Below are 16517 nucleotides of genomic sequence, written 5' to 3'. Positions count from 1 at the left end.
GAATCAGTCTGGTGGCTCGATCGCACGACGGCGGAGCACCGCCGCGACGATCGATCCTGACACGTTGTGCCAGACGGAGAACACGGCGCCCGGCAGGGCCGCCAGCGGGCTGAAGTACGCGTCGGCGAGACCGGCGGCAAGCCCGGAGTTCTGCATGCCGACCTCGATGGACATCGTCCGACGCACCCGCTCCGGCTGACGCGTCAGGGCCGCGAAGCCGTAGCCGACGGCGTAGCCCAGGCAGTTGTGCAGCACGACGGCGGCCAGGACCAGCAGGCCCGCCTCGATGATCCGGTCCGCGCTGCCCGCCACCACGGCGGCGACCACGACGGCGATCGCGGTGACCGAGATCCACGGCAGGACCGGCAGCGCCCGGACCGTCAGCCGGGGCAGCAGCAGCCGGACGGCGAGACCGAGTCCCACAGGAAGCAGGACGATCTGCACGATGGTGATCGCCATGCCGACGCCGTCGACGGGCATGTACTGGCCGGCCAGCCACAGGGCGAGCACTGGCGTCAGGAGCGGCGCCAGCAGCGTGGAGACCGAGGTCATCGTCACCGACAGGGCGGTGTCACCCTTCGCCAGGAACGCCACGACGTTGGACGCGGTGCCGCCCGGCGCGCAGCCGACGAGGATGACGCCCGCCGCGAGCTCGGGGTCCAGCCCGAGCAGCACGGAGACCGCTAGGCCCAGCAGCGGCATGATCGAGAACTGTGCGACCACACCGAGCAGCACCGGCAGGGGTCGCCGGACGACCAGCTTGAAGTCCGGGGGCGTGAGGGTCAGCCCCATCCCGAACATGATGACGCCCAGCAACGGGTTGATGGCGGGGGCGAGGCCGGTGAACGTCTCGGGCAGGAGGAATCCCAGGGCCGCGCCGGCGAGGATGAGGATCGGGAAGACCGTCACGGCGATGCGACCGCTGCGCTCCTCGGCCGGGATGCCGGGCTCGGCAGCGGCGGCGTCATCTTCGTTCGGGGGAGTCGGTCCGACGGTGCTCATGGGCGCCGATGATGCTCCCCCGTGCCGGCACATCCGGTCCCCGGCCCGAGTGGTGGGACGTCGGCCTGGACGGCGTGCTGGGTCAGCGGGCGTACCGCTCGACGAACGCCGAGATGAGCCCTTGAGGCACGCTCACGTCCACCCCGCGGACCCGGGCCTCGACCTCGGCCTGCTCGGCGGGGTCGAAGTAGCCGGCGTCGCGGTAGATGCCGATGCGCTCGATGATCCCGGGCTCGTCGAGCTCGGGGTGGAACTGGGTGCCGTACAGGTTGTTGCCGACCCGGAACATCTGCACCGGGCAGACCTCGCCGCGCCCCAGCAGGACCGCCCTCGGTGGGAGCTTCGTCACCGCCTCCTTGTGCCCGACGTATGCCGTGAAGGCGGAAGGGAAGCCGTCCAGCAACGGGTCCGCGGCGCCGTCGTCGGTCACCTCGACCGTGATCGGGCCGATGGGCTCCGCGTAGGTGTCGTCGAGGACCGCTCCGAGGTGACGGGCGAGGGTGCCGACCCCGTAGCAGGCGCCGAAGAACGGGAAGTCGGCGTCGACGAGCCGTTCCAGGAGCCCGCCGAGCTCGTGCTCGACCCGCCGTTGGGTGTCGGACTTGTGCTCGACCGGGATGGAGCTGGTGAACGGGCTGCCGCCGAGCATGATGCCCGACCAGTCGTCGAGGTCGATGTCCGGCAGCGGGTTGGACTCGACGCGGACACGTACGAGGTCGCACTCGTCCAGGCCGCTGTAGTGCAGGAAGGCCGCGTACTCACCGTCTGCGGCGGCGTCCTCGGTCCGGGTGGCGACGAGCAGGAACGGCTTCACCGAGGCGCTCACAGCGCCAGCGCGAGCAGCGCCCACAGCACCGTGAGCGCATACCCGAGGACCAGCCCGGCGGTGGCCAGCCCTCGCCCTCCGTAGTAGCCGGTTCGCAGCCGCTGCAGGGCCACGTGCCCGCAGACCACCGCCGCGATGCCGATGCCCGGCACCACCGACAGCACGCCGAGCACGATCGCGGCGACCGCGAGCGGGTGGTTCGCCGGCTCCTGCGTGGTGTAGCCGGGGCCGTCGAGCACGGCGGGCGCACCGCCGTGCTCCGTGCCGGGGAAGAGGAACGGCTCCTGGCCCGGACGGGCCGGATCGGTCCCCGGCGGGCCGAGCTGCCGCGGGTCGGCCGGTTGGCGGTGGTCGTGCGTCGGTGCGGCGCCGTAGCTGCCGTACGGGTCCGTCGGCGGCCGCGGAGACGACGGCGCGGCGAACGGGTTCTCCGGCTCGCGCCGCTGCCCGGCGACTCCCGGCCGGTCCCCGTCCCCAGCTGTGCCTGTGCTCATGCCCCTCCGTCCGACCGGAACCCAGGATCGCACAGGGCGACGGCGCGAGGCGCACCTGGCCGCGGCGGCGCATCGCCCGGCGGGTGTCGCCGTGGGCGCGGGTCGGTCGCTCGCCTCGCGCGCACTACTCTGTGCCGCGAGAAGCAGCGGAGGGAGGCGCCATGATGGCGCGCAACTTGTGGACGGTGCACGGCGACGGGCGGCACATCACGCCCGGCGAGGTGGTCGCACCGGAGGAACGGCTCAGCTGGCCGCTGACGATCGGGATCGGCGCCCAGCACGTGATCGCCATGTTCGGCGCGACGTTCCTCGTCCCGCTGATCACCGGGTTCCCCGCCGCGACCACGCTGTTCTTCTCCGCCGTCGGCACCCTGCTGTTCCTGATCATCACCGCCGGCAGGGTGCCGAGCTATCTCGGGTCGAGCTTTGCGTTCCTCGCGCCGATCGGTGCCGCGACCGGTGCCGCCGGCATGTCCGCCGCGCTCGGCGGCATCCTCGTCGTCGGTGTCATGCTGGCGATCGTCGGCCTGATCGTGCACGTCGCCGGGGCGCGATGGATCGACGTCGTCATGCCGCCCGTCGTGACCGGCGCCATCGTGGCGCTCATCGGGCTCAACCTGGCGCCGGCCGCCTGGGGCAACGTCCAGGAAGGTCCGGTGACCGCTGCCGTCACGATCGCGGCGATCATCCTCGCCGCCGTGGTCTTCCGCGGCTTCCTCGGACGGTTGTCGATCCTGCTCGGCGTCGTCGCCGGCTATGTCATGGCGCTTTTCCGTGGCGAGGTGGACACGTCCGCGATCGACGAGGCGGCGTGGTTCGGCCTGCCGGAGTTCACTGCGCCGACCTTCGACCCCGCCCTGCTCGGGCTGTTCCTGCCCGTGGTCCTCGTCCTGATCGCCGAGAACGTCGGGCACGTGAAGTCGGTCGCGGCCATGACGGGCCGGGACCTGGACCCGGTCATGGGCAGGGCGCTGATGGCGGACGGCCTGGCCACGACGCTGGCCGGCGCCGGGGGCGGCTCGGGCACGACCACGTACGCCGAGAACATCGGCGTCATGGCCGCGACCCGCGTGTACTCGACGGCCGCCTACGTCGTCGCCGCGGGGTTCGCGTTCGTGCTGAGCCTGTCACCGAAGTTCGGCGAGCTCATCAACACCGTGCCCGCCGGCGTCCTCGGCGGTGCCGCCACGGTCCTGTACGGGATGATCGGCATGCTCGGCGTGCGCATCTGGGTGCAGAACCGCGTCGACTTCTCGCACCCGGTCAACCTCTACCCGGTCGCCGTCGCCCTCGTTCTCGGCATCGCCAACTACTCCTGGAGCGCCGGGAACATGCTCTTCGAGGGCATCGCGCTGGGCTCGGGGGCCGCGATCGGGGTCTACCACCTCATGCGAGTGATCTCCCGGGCGCGGGGCACGAGCCCGGACACCGTCGAAGAGCCCGCGCCGGAAGGTGCCGCCCGCTGACGGGCACCGGACGAGAACGGTTCGCTCAGCCTTCTGGCGATGTTTCGGGGGACGCCTCGGGGGACGCTTCCGGGGACGGTGTCTCGACTGGCTCGCAGTCTTGGGGCGCGACCAGCTGCTCGTCGGGATCCAGGTTGGCGATCTCGTCCTCGCTGAGCATGCCGTCGTACTCCGCGCCGAGGACGACGTCGACCGACTTGTCCTCGCGGCTGCTCTCGAGCGCCACGACCGCGTCGGGAAAGACCCGCGCCAGCGAGTAGCCGGCCCGCACGCCGAGCGGTCCGGCGACGATTTGGGTGGCGCCGCCGTATGCGCCCTGGGGCCAGTTGGCCACCTGGTTGATGAGCACGCCGGCGACACTCAGGGCGTCGCTCGTCTCGCCGGCCAGCCCGGGCCGGTCCGTGCCGTTGTAGACGTTGGCCGTGATGCTGGACAGCGGCATCGGCGTGGCGTCCTCCGGCAGACACGGCCGGACGATCGGCTCGTCGGTGGGCTCCGCGCTCGAGAACTCCCGAGCGAGCGGCGAAGGGAGCAGCCCCGTCCACATCGCCCCAGCGACGAGCGCGACCACCAGCAGAATCGTGACCAGACCACCGAAGACGACGGTCTGGCGTTGCTGGACGCGACGCCGGCGCGCCGCTCGGGCCTCGCTGGAGCTGGTAGGGGCTGTCACAGGGGGAACCGTAACTGACGCGTCGGGATACCAACGCTACCGGGCCGCGGACGGACGCCCCTCGTCGTCGAGCTCGAGCACGCGGGCATGGAGGACCAGCCGCTGGTGAAGGGCGGTACGCAGGGCGCGGTGCAGCCCGTCCTCCAGGTAGAGGTCGCCGCGCCAGGAGACGACGTGGGCGAAGAGGTCGCCGAAGAACGTCGAGTCCGAGGCGAGCAGCTGACGCAGGTCCAACGTGCTCTTGGTGGTCACGAGCTCGTCAAGGCGCACCTGTCGCGGTGGGATGTCGGCCCAGTCGCGGTCGGTCTCCAGCCCGTGGTCGGGATACGGACGTGCGTCCCCGACACCCTTGAAGATCACGCGAACATCCTACGGGCGCCGGACCGGCATGTCGGTCCGGCGCCGCACGTCGCACCGCTCAGGCGACGCGGATGAAGACGGGGTTGGACATGTAGATCGGGGACTCGTACAGCCCCGTGCCCGGGCTGCGGGCGGCGATGTGCTGGCCGTTGCCGGTGTAGATCCCGACGTGGCCGGGGGACCAGACGAGGTCACCCGGCTGCGCCTCGGAGGCCGAGACGACGGTCCCGGCGTAGCGCTGTGCGTCCGAGGAGCGCGGCAGCGAGATGCCGGCCTGCGCGTAGACGTACATGGTGAAGCCGGAGCAGTCGAATCCGGACGGGCTGGCGCCGCCGTAGACGTACGGGACGCCGACGTACTGGCGGGCGATGCCGACGATCGAGGAGCCCACGCCGGACGACGGGGCCGCCTGGGTCTGGGGCTCGGGCTCGGGTGCCGGCTCGGCGGCGGTCTCCGCCGTCACCTCGCTCGAGACGTCTTCGCGGTAGGTGTCGCGCGAGGTCTCGGTGGTGCGCTCGACGATCGGCTCCGGCTCCGGCTCGGGCTCCGGCGGGGGCGGCGGAGGCGGGGGCGTCGCCTCGGCGGCGGCCGCCTCGACGGACCAGCTGACGTCAGCGGGCGTCTCGACCGCCGGCGTGGTGACCAGCGCCGCGCGCGCCTGCTCGGTGACGGCCGTGACGTCGACACGGGGCTGGGCCTCGGTGGTGGACGTCTCGGGCGCGGCGGCCGCGGACGACGCGGCCATCGTCAGAGCCAGCGACGAGGACGCCATCGTCAGGACACCACGACGGGCCCGAACCTTGGAGAACGAGAGACCAGAGACAGGTGTGACGGGAGCGCGGTGCCGACCGGCCCGGCGCTTCATGACCTCAGACAATGAACGTACCTCTCCTAGACCACCTACGGGGTGAGCTGTCGGGTTCGGGCAGGAGCAGCCCGGCACGGACCCTTGTGCGGGCCCGGTGCTTCACCCCAAGGCCTCCCGCGATGGAGGCCGGCACACCTGGTTCCCCCGTCCCTGCCGACTGATCTGTTCGCACCGGCTCCGAAGGCGACGGCAGGGTTTGGCTGACCGCCTCGGAGACTCCACCAGGAGGGTTCGTGGAGCGATGTCGACGCTAGCGGAAGCGGCACCGAATGTCACGTTTCGATCACGAATTGTGGACAGAGTGGTAACTCTGGGCCTCGATGTGCCCCGAGAACGGCGAGATCCGGGGCCTCGACCCGCCCTGGTCGCTCCGGCGTGGCGCGACACCGCGCGGCACGGCAGGGCGTGGCGTGGAACGGCACGGCGTGGCGTGCAAGGTACGGCGCGGCGCGGCGTGGCGCGAACTTGCTCGACAAGGCGTCGGGAGCGCACGTAGCGCGGGCTCCGTGGTGGCCTTCTGGCAGGTGTGCCGCGGGAGTGGTGCGGGTCTGGAAGGCATGGCTTTCGCTAGTCACGCCGCTGTTGTCACGAACGCTGCCTGCTGCGGTGCGCGGTGGCCCGCCCGGTGCGCCCGGTTGCGGCGGGCTTCTGGCAGGTGTGCCGCGGGAGTGGTGCGGGTCTGGAAGGCATGGCCTTCGCTAGTCACGCCGCTGGTGGGCGGTCGTTACGGCCCGACCTCATGTCAGCAGGCCCCGACAAAGACAGGCACGAGTCACGACGGTTCGGGCTGTCGCCGATGTCTTGCGACATCACAGTGCGGAGGATGGGGGATTCGAACCCCCGAGGGCGTTAACCCAACACGCTTTCCAAGCGTGCGCCATAGGCCACTAGGCGAATCCTCCTGGGAGACGCCTTTCGGCGTCGGCTGTCGAGAGTACCCGACGGCGGGCGCGCACCTCGACCTGCCGATGCCGGTTTGCCGGGTGGGTTCCGTCACCCGGCCGGCACGGTGCGGTCGGTCACCCGGGTCACCCGGGTCACCCGGGTCACCCGGGTCACCCGGGCACCCGGGCACCCGGTCGGCCGGTCACTCGTTCACCCGGTCGGCCGGGGTGCCGACGTGACCGATCTCCCACGTGCGCGAACCCGCGAGGTTGGACGCCGTTGCACCGGGGTCCGTAAGATCGGAGATCGACCCCTCGTGCGGCGTCATCTTGCCGAACTCCCCCAGGGCCGGAAGGCAGCAAGGGTAGGTGAGCTCTGGCGGGTGCACGGGGGGTCCCTTCATGCCCGACGGGAGGTTCGTGGCCGCCGCCGTCCACCGCAGGCGAACGGTGTGTGCCACGTGTGGGTGAGCGCGGCTAACCTCGATGGGTGAGCACTGCCCTATACCGCCGCTACCGGCCCGAGACCTTCCAGGAGGTCATCGGTCAGGGGCACGTGACCGAGCCCCTGACGGCGGCCTTGCGGGCGGACCGCGCCAACCACGCCTACCTCTTCTCCGGACCGCGTGGCTGCGGCAAGACGACCTCGGCCCGCATCCTGGCACGTTGCCTCAACTGCGCCCAGGGCCCCACGGACACCCCGTGCGGCGAGTGCGCCTCCTGCGTCGAGCTGGCGCGTGGCGGACCCGGCTCCCTCGACGTCGTCGAGATCGACGCGGCGTCCCACAACGGCGTGGACGACGCTCGCGAGCTGCGCGAGCGGGCCAGCTTCGCACCGGCACGTGACCGGTACAAGATCTTCGTCCTCGACGAGGCGCACATGGTCACCGCCCAGGGCTTCAACGCGCTGCTCAAGCTGGTCGAGGAGCCGCCGGAGCACGTGAAGTTCATCTTCGCGACGACGGAGCCCGAGAAGGTCATCGGCACGATCCGCTCCCGGACCCACCACTACCCCTTCCGGCTGGTCCCGCCCGAGCAGCTGCTCGGCTACCTCGAGCGCCTCTGCGAGGCCGAGGGTGTGCAGGTGGCCGGGGGTGTGCTGCCGATGGTGGTCCGTGCCGGCGGCGGGTCTGTGCGGGACACCCTGTCGGTGCTCGACCAGCTGCTGGCCGGTGCCGCCGAGGGCGGCCTGGACTACGACCGCGCCATCGCGCTCCTCGGGTACACCGACGCAGCGCTGCTCGACGACGTCGTCGACGCCCTCGCCGCCCGGGACGGCGCGAGCCTGTTCCGGGTCGTGGACCGGGTCATCGAGTCCGGGCACGACCCGCGCCGGTTCGTCGAGGACCTGCTGGAGCGCCTTCGCGACCTCGTGGTCATCGCGATGGCCGGCGACCACGCCGCCGCTGCGCTCCGCGGCCTGCCCGAGGACCAGCTCGAGCGCATGCGGGCCCAGGCGCAGCACCTGCGCGGGGCACAGATCTCCCGTGCGGCTGACCTGGTCAACGACGCACTGACCGAGATGAGCGGCGCGACCTCGCCGCGCCTGCAGCTCGAGCTGCTCTGCGCACGCCTGCTGCTGCCGGGCGCGGACGACGGCGACGCCGGTTTCGGCGCCCGCCTGGACCGGGTAGAGCGCCAGCTGGCCCACGGCGGAAACGGGCCCGCCGTCGACTCCTCGCCCTCCTCGGCCGTGCCGGCACCGTCCGGCGGCCGGCCGGCGATGGCGCCGCTGCAGCCGACACCGCCCACCGAGCCGGCGGAGCCGTCCGAGCAGGTGCAGCCGATGCCGGCACCCGCGCCGGCCGCTCCGGCGGTGCAAGCTCCTGCTGTCGAGCAGACACAGCGTCCGCGGATGGATCCGGCTGCCGCGCCGAACGCCGCAGAGAGTTCTCAGGCCGCCCCCGCTGCCCCGGCTGCCTCCGCTGCCCCGGCCACCTGGGACGCCGCGACCGTCGAGCCCCCTGCCGCCCAGTCGCCCGCCGCCGCAGAGCCGGCCGCGCCCGAGGTGTCGGCTCCCGCACCGGCCGATTCCGGACCCCACGAGCCGGCACAGCCCGAGCCGGAGACGTCGGAGCCCGTACCGTCGATGGCCGCGACAGGCGAGCCCGTGCCCGCCGAACCTGTGCCCGGCGAACGCGCGTCCGCCGAACCCCAGCGCACGGAGCCCGGAGCCGACGCCGAGATGATCCGGCGCCGCTGGTCGGAGGTGGTCGCCACACTGGCCCGTCTGCGGCGCGGGACGTGGGCGCTGGTGTCCCAGAACGCTCAGGTCGGCGGCGTGAGCGACGGGACGCTGCGTCTCCTCTTCAGCACCTCCGGACTGGCCTCGACCTTCCGCAACGGCGCACATGCCGAGCACGTGGAGCGCGCGCTTGTCGAGACCCTCGGGCTGCAGCTGCGCGTCGAGGGTGTGGTCGACGAGCCGGGCTCCGGAGGCGGTCCCGCAGGAGCACCCGCGCCGTCCGGGCCGGTGGCGTCACCCTCCGCCGTCGCCGACGCCCGCACCAGCTGGGCTTCGCCCGCTACCCCGGCACGATCGGTATCGGCGTCCTCGCCCGACACCGGTGAGCCGGCGGGCGGCGCGGGTTCGGCCGGCCCGGCCGCCGAGCGCTCGGCGGGACCCGCCGTACCTTCTGCCCGGCCCGCCGGAACTCAGCAACCTCGAGGCACGCAGCCCCAAGGCGCCGCTCAGCGGCCGCCGGAGGCCGCCCAGCGACCGCAGCACTCGGGCGCGCAGCGTCCGGGACCGGACGCCGGACCCGCGCCGGCGGCACCGTCCGAGCCCGCCGAGCCCGCCGAGGACGACCCCGAGCCAGCCGAGCCACAGTCCGCCTCCGTGCGAGCGCAGCCACAGTCCGCCGTCAGGACGACGGAGGGCATCGCAACGTCCGGGTCCTCTCCCTCCGCGTCCTCGGCTCCCGTCGCGGCCCCACACCCCCGCGTTTCCCCGGCGGATGACGTGCCCTCCGCCGACGACCCCGACGCCGAGCGGTCCGGCATGGTCGGCGCGCCCCTGGTGGCCCAGCTCCTGGGCGGCACCGTCATCGAGGAGATCGACTCCACCGACGGAACCCGGACGTAGGCTGACCAGGTGTACGAAGGTGCGGTCCAGGATCTGATCGACGAGCTCGGCAGGCTTCCCGGCGTAGGACCCAAGAGCGCTCAGCGCATCGCATTCCACGTGCTCGCCTCCGACGCCGAGGAGGTCGAGCGGCTCTCGCGCGCCCTCACCGACGTCAAGGCCAAGGTGAGGTTCTGCGAGATCTGCGGCAACGTCTCCGAGCAGCCGCAGTGCCGGATCTGCACCGATACCCGCCGTACCTCCGACATCCTGTGCGTCGTGGAGGAGCCCAAGGACGTGGTCAGCATCGAGCGGACCCGAGAGTTCCGAGGCCGGTACCACGTACTCGGCGGCGCCATCAATCCGATCGACGGCGTCGGACCGGACGACCTGCGGATCCGCGAGCTCATGACTCGCCTCGCCGACGGCCAGGTCGAGGAAGTGATCCTCGCCACCGACCCCAACATCGAGGGCGAGGCGACCGCCACCTACCTCGCCCGGATGCTGCGCGGCATGGGCATCGCCGTCTCCCGGCTCGCGTCCGGGCTGCCGGTCGGCGGGGACCTGGAGTACGCCGACGAAGTGACGCTCGGCCGGGCCTTCGAGGGCCGCCGCCGCGTCGAGGCCTGAGCCTCATACAGGCGCCGGGCGTCCACGACAAAGCCAGTTCGCTATCAGCAAGCAGCGCGACGGGCGCCGGCCGAGCCGGTCGGGCGGTTTCCGTGCGCAAACGCCGACGGCAATCGACGGCAGCACGCCAACGTTCCGTCCGCCTGCCGGATGTGCCCTCGGCGACGGACGCACGTCGCCGTGACGTCAAGATGTTGCGCGCGCCGCCGTCCGGTAGTCGGATAGTGCCGTTCCGCGCACGAGGGTACGTCCGTACTATGGACCGGTCCACGCGGCCGTCCTGACACGCGGCCGGCGTATGTCGTCCACTCCTGGAGTTGTTCCTACCCGTGGCCCTAGTCGTGCAGAAGTTCGGAGGCTCGTCCGTAGCGGACGCAGCCAGTATCCAGCGTGTCGCTCGTCGGATCGTGGAGACGAAGAAGGCAGGTCACGACGTCGTCGTGGTCGTCTCGGCGATGGGTGACACGACGGACGACCTCCTCGACCTCGCCGGCCAGATCACGAAGGACGCCCCGGCGCGAGAGATGGACATCCTGCTCACCGCGGGGGAGCGCATCTCCATGTCGCTCCTCGCCATGGCCGTCACCGAGCTGGGCGTCCCGGCGCACTCCTACACGGGCCAGCAGGCCGGCCTGCGCACCGACACGCGGTACGGCAAGGCGTCGATCGTCGCCATCGGTCCCGAGCGCATCACCAACGCGATCGACGAAGGACAGGTCGCGATCGTCGCCGGGTTCCAGGGCGTCAACGAGCTCAACGACGTGACCACGCTGGGCCGGGGCGGCTCCGACACGACCGCCGTCGCGCTCGCCGCCGCGCTCGAGGCCGACGTCTGCGAGATCTTCACCGACGTCGACGGTCTGTTCACGGCCGACCCACGCATCGTCAGCACGGCCCGCAAGATCGGGCACATCACCTACGAGGAGACGCTCGAGCTCGCCGCCAACGGCGCGAAGATCCTGCACCTGCGGGCCGTCGAGTTCGCCCGCCGCTACGGCGTGGCGCTCCACGTGCGTTCATCGTTCTCGGACAAGGAAGGGACCTGGGTCACGGACGAGACCGCCCCGGGTCAGGAGGAAACCATGGAACAGCCGATCATCTCCGGTGTCACGCACGATCGCAGCGAAGGCAAGATCACGGTCGTCGACGTCCCCGACGTACCGGGAATCGCCGCCCGGCTGTTCGAGGTCGTCGCCGGCGCCGGCGCGAACATCGACATGATCGTTCAGAACGTCTCGACGCACGGGACCGGGCGTACCGACATCTCGTTCACGCTGCCCGAGTCCGACGGTCGCGCCGTCCTGGACGCCCTGTCCGACGCCGTCGACCTGCTGCAGTACAGCGAGGTCCGGTGGGACGACCAGATCGGCAAGCTCTCGCTGGTCGGTGCCGGCATGCGCTCCCACCCCGGCGTCTCCGCGCGGCTCTTCGGCGCCCTCTGGGAGGCCGGCGTGAACATCGAGATGATCTCCACCTCGGAGATCCGCATCTCGGTCGTCACCCGGGCCGAGGACCTCGAGACCGCCATGCGTGCCGTGCACACGGCGTTCGAACTCGATGCCGAAGAGACCGAGGCAGTCGTCTACGGAGGGACCGGCCGATGAGCACCACCCAGCAGGACGGAGTCACCATCGCGGTGGTCGGCGCCACCGGCCAGGTCGGTCGCGTCATGCGGACGCTGCTCGAGGAGCGGAACTTTCCGGCACGGGCCATCAGGTTCCTGTCGTCGGCCCGCTCGGCCGGGACCACGTTGCCGTTCCGCGGCGAGGACGTGGAGGTCGAGGATGTTGCGAAGGCTGATCTGAGCGGCATCGACATCGCCGTGTTCTCGGCCGGTGCGACCGCGTCGCGCGAGCACGCACCGCGCTTCGCGGCCGCCGGCGCCGTCGTCGTGGACAACTCGTCCGCGTGGCGCACCGACCCGGAGGTCCCGCTCGTCGTCTCCGAGGTCAACCCGCACGCGCTCGCCGACCGCCCCAAGGGCATCGTCGCGAACCCGAACTGCACCACGATGGCGGCGATGCCCGTCCTCAAGGCGCTCGACGCCGAGGCCGGCCTCGAACGCCTCGTTGTCTCGACCTACCAGGCCGTGTCGGGCTCCGGGCTCTCCGGGGTGCGCGAGCTCGAGGGTCAGATCCGTGCCGCCGTCGAGCAGGACGTCGCGGCACTGACCCTGGACGGCTCCGCCGTCACCTTCCCCGCGCCCGAGGCGTACGTCGCCCCGATCGCGTTCGACGTCGTCCCGATGGCCGGCTCGATCGTCGACGACGGCTCCGGAGAGACGAACGAGGAGCAGAAGCTGCGGAACGAATCCCGCAAGATCCTCGAGCTCCCCTCGCTGCCCGTGTCCGGCACGTGCGTGCGGGTGCCCGTGTTCACCGGGCACGCCCTGTCGATCAATGCCGAGTTCGCCCGGGCCATCACCGCCGACCGCGCCCGCGAGGTGCTCGCGAACGCGCCCGGCGTGGAACTGTCCGACGTCCCGACGCCGCTGCAGGCCGCCGGCGCGGACCCGAGCTACGTGGGGCGCATCCGACCGGACCACTCCGTGCCCGACGGCCACGGACTGGCGCTCTTCGTCACCGGCGACAACCTGCGCAAGGGAGCCGCGCTCAACACGATTCAGATCGCCGAGCTCCTCGCGGCCGAACTCGTCGGCGCATAGCCGCCGCGGCGGCCCGCCAGCTCGATCAAAGCCCGCCGGAGCCCTTCGCGCCCATCGTGGCCGGAGGGCTTCGGCGCCGCTCGACCCTCGTTCTCGGGCACCGCCAGGGTGAAACGGAGGGTGAAATTTGGGCGCACTGCACCCCCATTGAGCTGGAACACCTGTGGCGTCTGCCATAAAAGGCGACAACTGTTCGTCTCGCCACCTTCTTCATGGGTTCGCGGGCTACGTAGGGGGGTCGTCGTGCGTTCAACTATCCATAGGCGAGGTTCGGGAAGAACTGGCCCGGAACACCGTCGCAGCGTGATGACACGGTGGGCCAGCATGCTCCTGGTCCTCGTATTCGGCACGGTCGGTATGGGCGCCATCGTTGCCCCTGCCGCCGCCGACACTGTTCAGGAGACCACGGCCGAGGCGGCGGACGAGACTTCCGTCGCTGCGGAGGAGTCCGAGAGCGAGGCCGGGACGGACCCGGAACTGCCTACGTCGACTTCGGGGTCCACGAACGGTGAGCAGGCCGATGACTCGACCGTGGCTCCCACCGAGGAGGACGCCACCGTGCCTCCCGCCGAGGAGGACGCCACCGCGGGTCCCGCCGAGGATGGCGGCGACACCACTCCGGCGGACGAGGCCCGCCAGTCGAGCGAGGATGCAACGAGCCGGGACGCGGAGGCCGGGACCGATGAGTCCCCGGGATCCGAGACGTCGACCGGCGACAGTGGCGAGCAGGCTGAGGAGTCCGCGAGCTCCACTGTCGCGCCGCTGGCCGCCGAGGACGTCGAGCCTCTGGCCGCCACGCCGGAGTACGAGATCACCGGAACGTGGGTGGACGCGCCCGGAACCATCTCACGAGGGAACCCGGTGGTCGCCGACTGGCGGGTCAACGTCAACGACGCGAACGTGCCGCCCAGCAACGAGCCGGTCGATGAGGTCACGGCCACGTTCACCGTGGCCAAGGCCGTTTTCCAGGAGATCCCGGACATCTGCCTGACCGAGGGAGTCGCCACGCCGTCGAGCATCTCCGAGGACGGCCTTACCCTGACGTGCAACTTCGGCACCGTGGCGATGGGCACCGCGCTGGCCGTCCAGACTCCGGTGGTCGCCAACGGTGTCACTGATGAGGAAGTCGTGCTCGACGGCACGAGCCCCGGCGGAGAGACCGTCGAGCTCGACCCCATCCCGATCGAGAACCCGTTCGTGATGGACCTCCACCTCGGGCAGAACACGAACTTCGAGCAGTGGACCCCCATCGACGAGCCGGACTACGTCGACGTCGACGTCCAGTGGTCGCTGCGGCTGGGCAAGGGTTCCGACCCTGGTCCGGACCCCATCACATACCGGCTGACCGTCGAGGATGCGGACCAGCGAAACGTCCAGGTCGGCTTCCACCCCCGCTCCGGGCTCAAGGGCTGCAGCCCGTTCGATCTCGCCAACGCCAACGGGCACCCCTACTCGCACATCCCAGCGGACCGTCCGCAGGCGCACCGGAGCACGAACTTCGTTGACACATGCGAACTCACCGAGGTCACGCCCGGCGTGTTCGAACTGACGCTGAGCGGCATCGACTACTCCCTGCGCCGCTCGCCCACCCACGACGCTGGTAGCGGCGGCGGGCGGCCGCTGCCACCGAACTGGGACTACGTCGCCAGCGGATCGCTCTGGTTCCGAGTCAACACGGACCAGGGGGGCTCGATCGCTGTTGATGTTGAGCCCGTGACGTACGAGTCACCGGTCAGTGAAGACCAAACGTTCACCGACCCAGACGAGAACAACCAGACGAACAAGACATATACGCGTCCCGGCGGCTGGTCAGCAGCATGGCAGCGGCGGTACACGCAGTCGGGTGGTCAGCCCTGGGACGACACGTACCGGGTGGCGCCGGGAACGGTCCTGCAGCAGAACACCACGAATGCGCACTCCGGAGACGACGTGCCCGGTACGGCCATGTACGGAAGCTGCGTGGCACTCGACACGCGGTTCGTGACGATGGTCGACACGGGCGACCCGTGGGGGGCGGCGGCCGTGCAGGGGTACAACGTGGTCGACCGGCGCTTCTTCGTCGACTCGATCCCGATCGAGTACTACGTGGGCAATCACGGATTGGTCGACCCGACCAACGCGAACTACAACCCGGATGCGTTCAACTGCGGCGGCACTGCCGGTTGGACCACCACGCCGAGCAGCCTGGCGGACGTCAAGGCCGTCCGCATCCAGTTCGAGCACTCGACATACGGGGACCTGGACGCTCAGTGGCTCTCAGTGTTCGCACAGACTCGAGTCAACGACGACGTGCCGATCGGCCAGGACGTGTGGATGTTCGGCACGGCACTCATCAACGGCACCTGGGTGGGAGACGGTGACGGGTATGACGACCGTATGAGACCGACTCCGACGCCTGGTGCTCGTTACGCGGCGACGACCGGTAGCCGGGACATCGTGCGGATTGCCAGGGCGGTGCCGTATATCGAGAAGTCGGCGGAGCGGTCGACGGTGACGCCGGGTGTGCCGGCGGACTTCATGTTGACGTACTCGGCGACCGGCCAGGGGATCATCCCGGACGAGGTCGACGACTACGAGATCGTGGACACGTTGCCGCTGGACATGACGTACGAGCCGGGTTCGGCGATGTGCGGGCCTGAGGATGCGGCGGTGGCGTGTGATCCGGCGGTGACGCTGGATGCTCAGGGTCGTCAGGTACTGACGTGGACGTTGGATGGTGTGGCGACGAACGTCGAGCACGAGCTGAGGTATCAGGCGTTCGCGGAGCCCGACGTGGAGCCGGGCACGCAGTTGACGAACACGGCGGTGTCCTCCTATGGCGGTGAGTCCTCGGGGCCGGCCAGAGAGACCGTCACCACGAGCACCAATGGTTATACGACGATTTTGAAGACGGCGGATGTGGAGTTCATCCCGAACCAGAATGGTGATGGGGTGGGCACGGGTTCGTGGACGGTGGAGATCGAGTCGAATGATCCGCAGTCGCAGTCGTTCACGGACACGATCGACATTCTTCCGTACAACGGTGATCAGCGTGGTACCGCGTTCTCGGGTGACTACAGCCTCGACGATGTGGTGCTGAACAATGGTGGGACGGTGTATTACACCGACGCCGACGTTGCGGATTTGTCTGACGACCCGGCGGATGCGTCGAACGGCGCGGCCGGCACGATCGCGGGTAACACGGTGGGCTGGTCGACCACGAAGCCGGCGGATCCGACGGCGATCCGGNCACGAAGCCGGCGGATCCGACGGCGATCCGGGTGATTGGTGGTGAGCTGGTCTCTGGTGGGTCGTTCTCCTTCCAGGTGGTGATCACCACCCAGGACGCGCAGCCGCAGGATGTGTATGTGAACTCGGCGCAGGCGCGGGCGGAGCACACCGAGCTGGTGATGCGCACGTCGGCGGCGTTGGTGGTCACGGACTACACGGTGGCGAAGTCGGCGGATCCGGTGTCGGGTTCGACGGTGCGGCCGGGTGAGACGATCGAGTACACGGTCGCGGTCACTCAGGAGGGTCCGGTGCCCGCGGGTGCGTGGTTCACCGATGACCTGACCGAGGACGTGCTCGATGACGCGGTCTACAACG

Annotated in this window: 12 protein-coding genes, 1 tRNA gene, 1 other RNA gene and 1 riboswitch; of the genes, 7 read left to right on the top strand and 7 right to left on the bottom strand. The window is 70.5% G+C overall.

Going from position 1 to position 16517, the window contains the following annotated elements; all coding sequences use genetic code 11:
• Nucleotides 1–3: 3 nt before the first annotated feature.
• The 3 genes from ABD907_RS11575 to ABD907_RS11565 all read right to left on the bottom strand — a co-directional run bounded on the left by ABD907_RS11575 (nucleotide 4) and on the right by ABD907_RS11565 (nucleotide 2322).
• Nucleotides 4–1002 carry a bile acid:sodium symporter family protein gene (locus tag ABD907_RS11575; protein ID WP_345216412.1) on the bottom strand — a complete coding sequence of 333 codons (999 nt, stop codon included), beginning with the start codon at nucleotides 1000–1002 and terminating at the stop codon, nucleotides 4–6.
• Between the two features lie 82 nt (nucleotides 1003–1084).
• A complete protein-coding gene (locus tag ABD907_RS11570; RefSeq protein WP_345216424.1) occupies nucleotides 1085–1816 on the bottom strand; it encodes a glutamine amidotransferase in 732 nt (243 codons plus the stop codon).
• An 8-nt stretch (nucleotides 1817–1824) separates the two neighbouring features.
• Complete coding sequence (locus ABD907_RS11565) at nucleotides 1825–2322, bottom strand: DUF4190 domain-containing protein (RefSeq protein ID WP_345216411.1); 498 nt, start codon at nucleotides 2320–2322, stop codon at nucleotides 1825–1827.
• Nucleotides 2323–2486: 164 nt separating this feature from the next.
• Here ABD907_RS11565 and ABD907_RS11560 point away from each other — a divergent pair, with 164 nt between their 5' ends.
• A complete protein-coding gene (locus ABD907_RS11560) occupies nucleotides 2487–3788 on the top strand; it encodes a uracil-xanthine permease family protein (protein ID WP_345216423.1) in 1302 nt (433 codons plus the stop codon).
• Nucleotides 3789–3813: 25 nt separating this feature from the next.
• Here ABD907_RS11560 and ABD907_RS11555 read toward each other — a convergent pair whose 3' ends face one another.
• The 4 genes from ABD907_RS11555 to ABD907_RS11540 all read right to left on the bottom strand — a co-directional run bounded on the left by ABD907_RS11555 (nucleotide 3814) and on the right by ABD907_RS11540 (nucleotide 6591).
• Complete coding sequence (locus tag ABD907_RS11555; protein ID WP_345216410.1) at nucleotides 3814–4461, bottom strand: LytR C-terminal domain-containing protein; 648 nt, start codon at nucleotides 4459–4461, stop codon at nucleotides 3814–3816.
• A 36-nt stretch (nucleotides 4462–4497) separates the two neighbouring features.
• Nucleotides 4498–4821 carry a type II toxin-antitoxin system VapB family antitoxin gene (locus tag ABD907_RS11550; protein ID WP_345216409.1) on the bottom strand — a complete coding sequence of 108 codons (324 nt, stop codon included), beginning with the start codon at nucleotides 4819–4821 and terminating at the stop codon, nucleotides 4498–4500.
• Between the two features lie 58 nt (nucleotides 4822–4879).
• A complete protein-coding gene (locus tag ABD907_RS11545) occupies nucleotides 4880–5593 on the bottom strand; it encodes a C40 family peptidase (RefSeq protein WP_345216408.1) in 714 nt (237 codons plus the stop codon).
• A 109-nt stretch (nucleotides 5594–5702) separates the two neighbouring features.
• Nucleotides 5703–5876, bottom strand: a riboswitch (cyclic di-AMP (ydaO/yuaA leader).
• Between the two features lie 630 nt (nucleotides 5877–6506).
• Nucleotides 6507–6591, bottom strand: a tRNA-Ser gene (locus ABD907_RS11540).
• Between the two features lie 288 nt (nucleotides 6592–6879).
• Between ABD907_RS11540 and ffs the strand changes: the two genes are divergently transcribed.
• The 6 genes from ffs to ABD907_RS11510 all read left to right on the top strand — a co-directional run.
• An RNA gene (gene ffs, locus ABD907_RS11535) (signal recognition particle sRNA small type) lies at nucleotides 6880–6976 on the top strand.
• Nucleotides 6977–7063: 87 nt separating this feature from the next.
• A complete protein-coding gene (locus ABD907_RS11530; protein WP_345216407.1) occupies nucleotides 7064–9658 on the top strand; it encodes a DNA polymerase III subunit gamma and tau in 2595 nt (864 codons plus the stop codon).
• A 9-nt stretch (nucleotides 9659–9667) separates the two neighbouring features.
• The gene (gene recR, locus ABD907_RS11525; RefSeq protein ID WP_345216406.1) at nucleotides 9668–10267 is read left to right on the top strand and encodes a recombination mediator RecR; all 600 of its coding nucleotides are present in this window, start codon (nucleotides 9668–9670) and stop codon (nucleotides 10265–10267) included.
• Between the two features lie 329 nt (nucleotides 10268–10596).
• Nucleotides 10597–11871: an aspartate kinase gene (locus ABD907_RS11520; RefSeq protein WP_345216422.1), complete on the top strand. Its 1275-nt coding sequence runs from the start codon at nucleotides 10597–10599 to the stop codon at nucleotides 11869–11871.
• On the top strand, nucleotides 11868–12932 hold the full coding sequence (locus tag ABD907_RS11515) for an aspartate-semialdehyde dehydrogenase (protein ID WP_345216405.1): 1065 nt from the start codon (nucleotides 11868–11870) through the stop codon (nucleotides 12930–12932). The genes ABD907_RS11520 and ABD907_RS11515 overlap by 4 nt, the downstream gene beginning before the upstream one ends.
• 3260 nt (nucleotides 12933–16192) lie before the next feature.
• Nucleotides 16193–16517: DUF7927 domain-containing protein (locus ABD907_RS11510; RefSeq protein WP_345216404.1), on the top strand; the 325-nt coding region annotated here is incomplete at its 3' end.

Source organism: Georgenia halophila (genome assembly GCF_039541595.1).
The sequence above is the reverse complement of the archived record's forward strand: the minus strand, read 5'-3'. Positions and strand labels throughout refer to the sequence as shown.

Excerpts from the sequence above, each read along its gene's own strand:
- ABD907_RS11575 (WP_345216412.1), bottom strand. The coding sequence starts at position 1,002 with ATGAGCACCGTCGGACCGACTCCCCCGAACGAAGATGACGCCGCCGCT.
- ABD907_RS11565 (WP_345216411.1), bottom strand. The coding sequence starts at position 2,322 with ATGAGCACAGGCACAGCTGGGGACGGGGACCGGCCGGGAGTCGCCGGG.
- ABD907_RS11560 (WP_345216423.1), top strand. The coding sequence starts at position 2,487 with ATGGCGCGCAACTTGTGGACGGTGCACGGCGACGGGCGGCACATCACG.
- ABD907_RS11545 (WP_345216408.1), bottom strand. The coding sequence starts at position 5,593 with ATGGCGTCCTCGTCGCTGGCTCTGACGATGGCCGCGTCGTCCGCGGCC.
- ABD907_RS11515 (WP_345216405.1), top strand. The coding sequence starts at position 11,868 with ATGAGCACCACCCAGCAGGACGGAGTCACCATCGCGGTGGTCGGCGCC.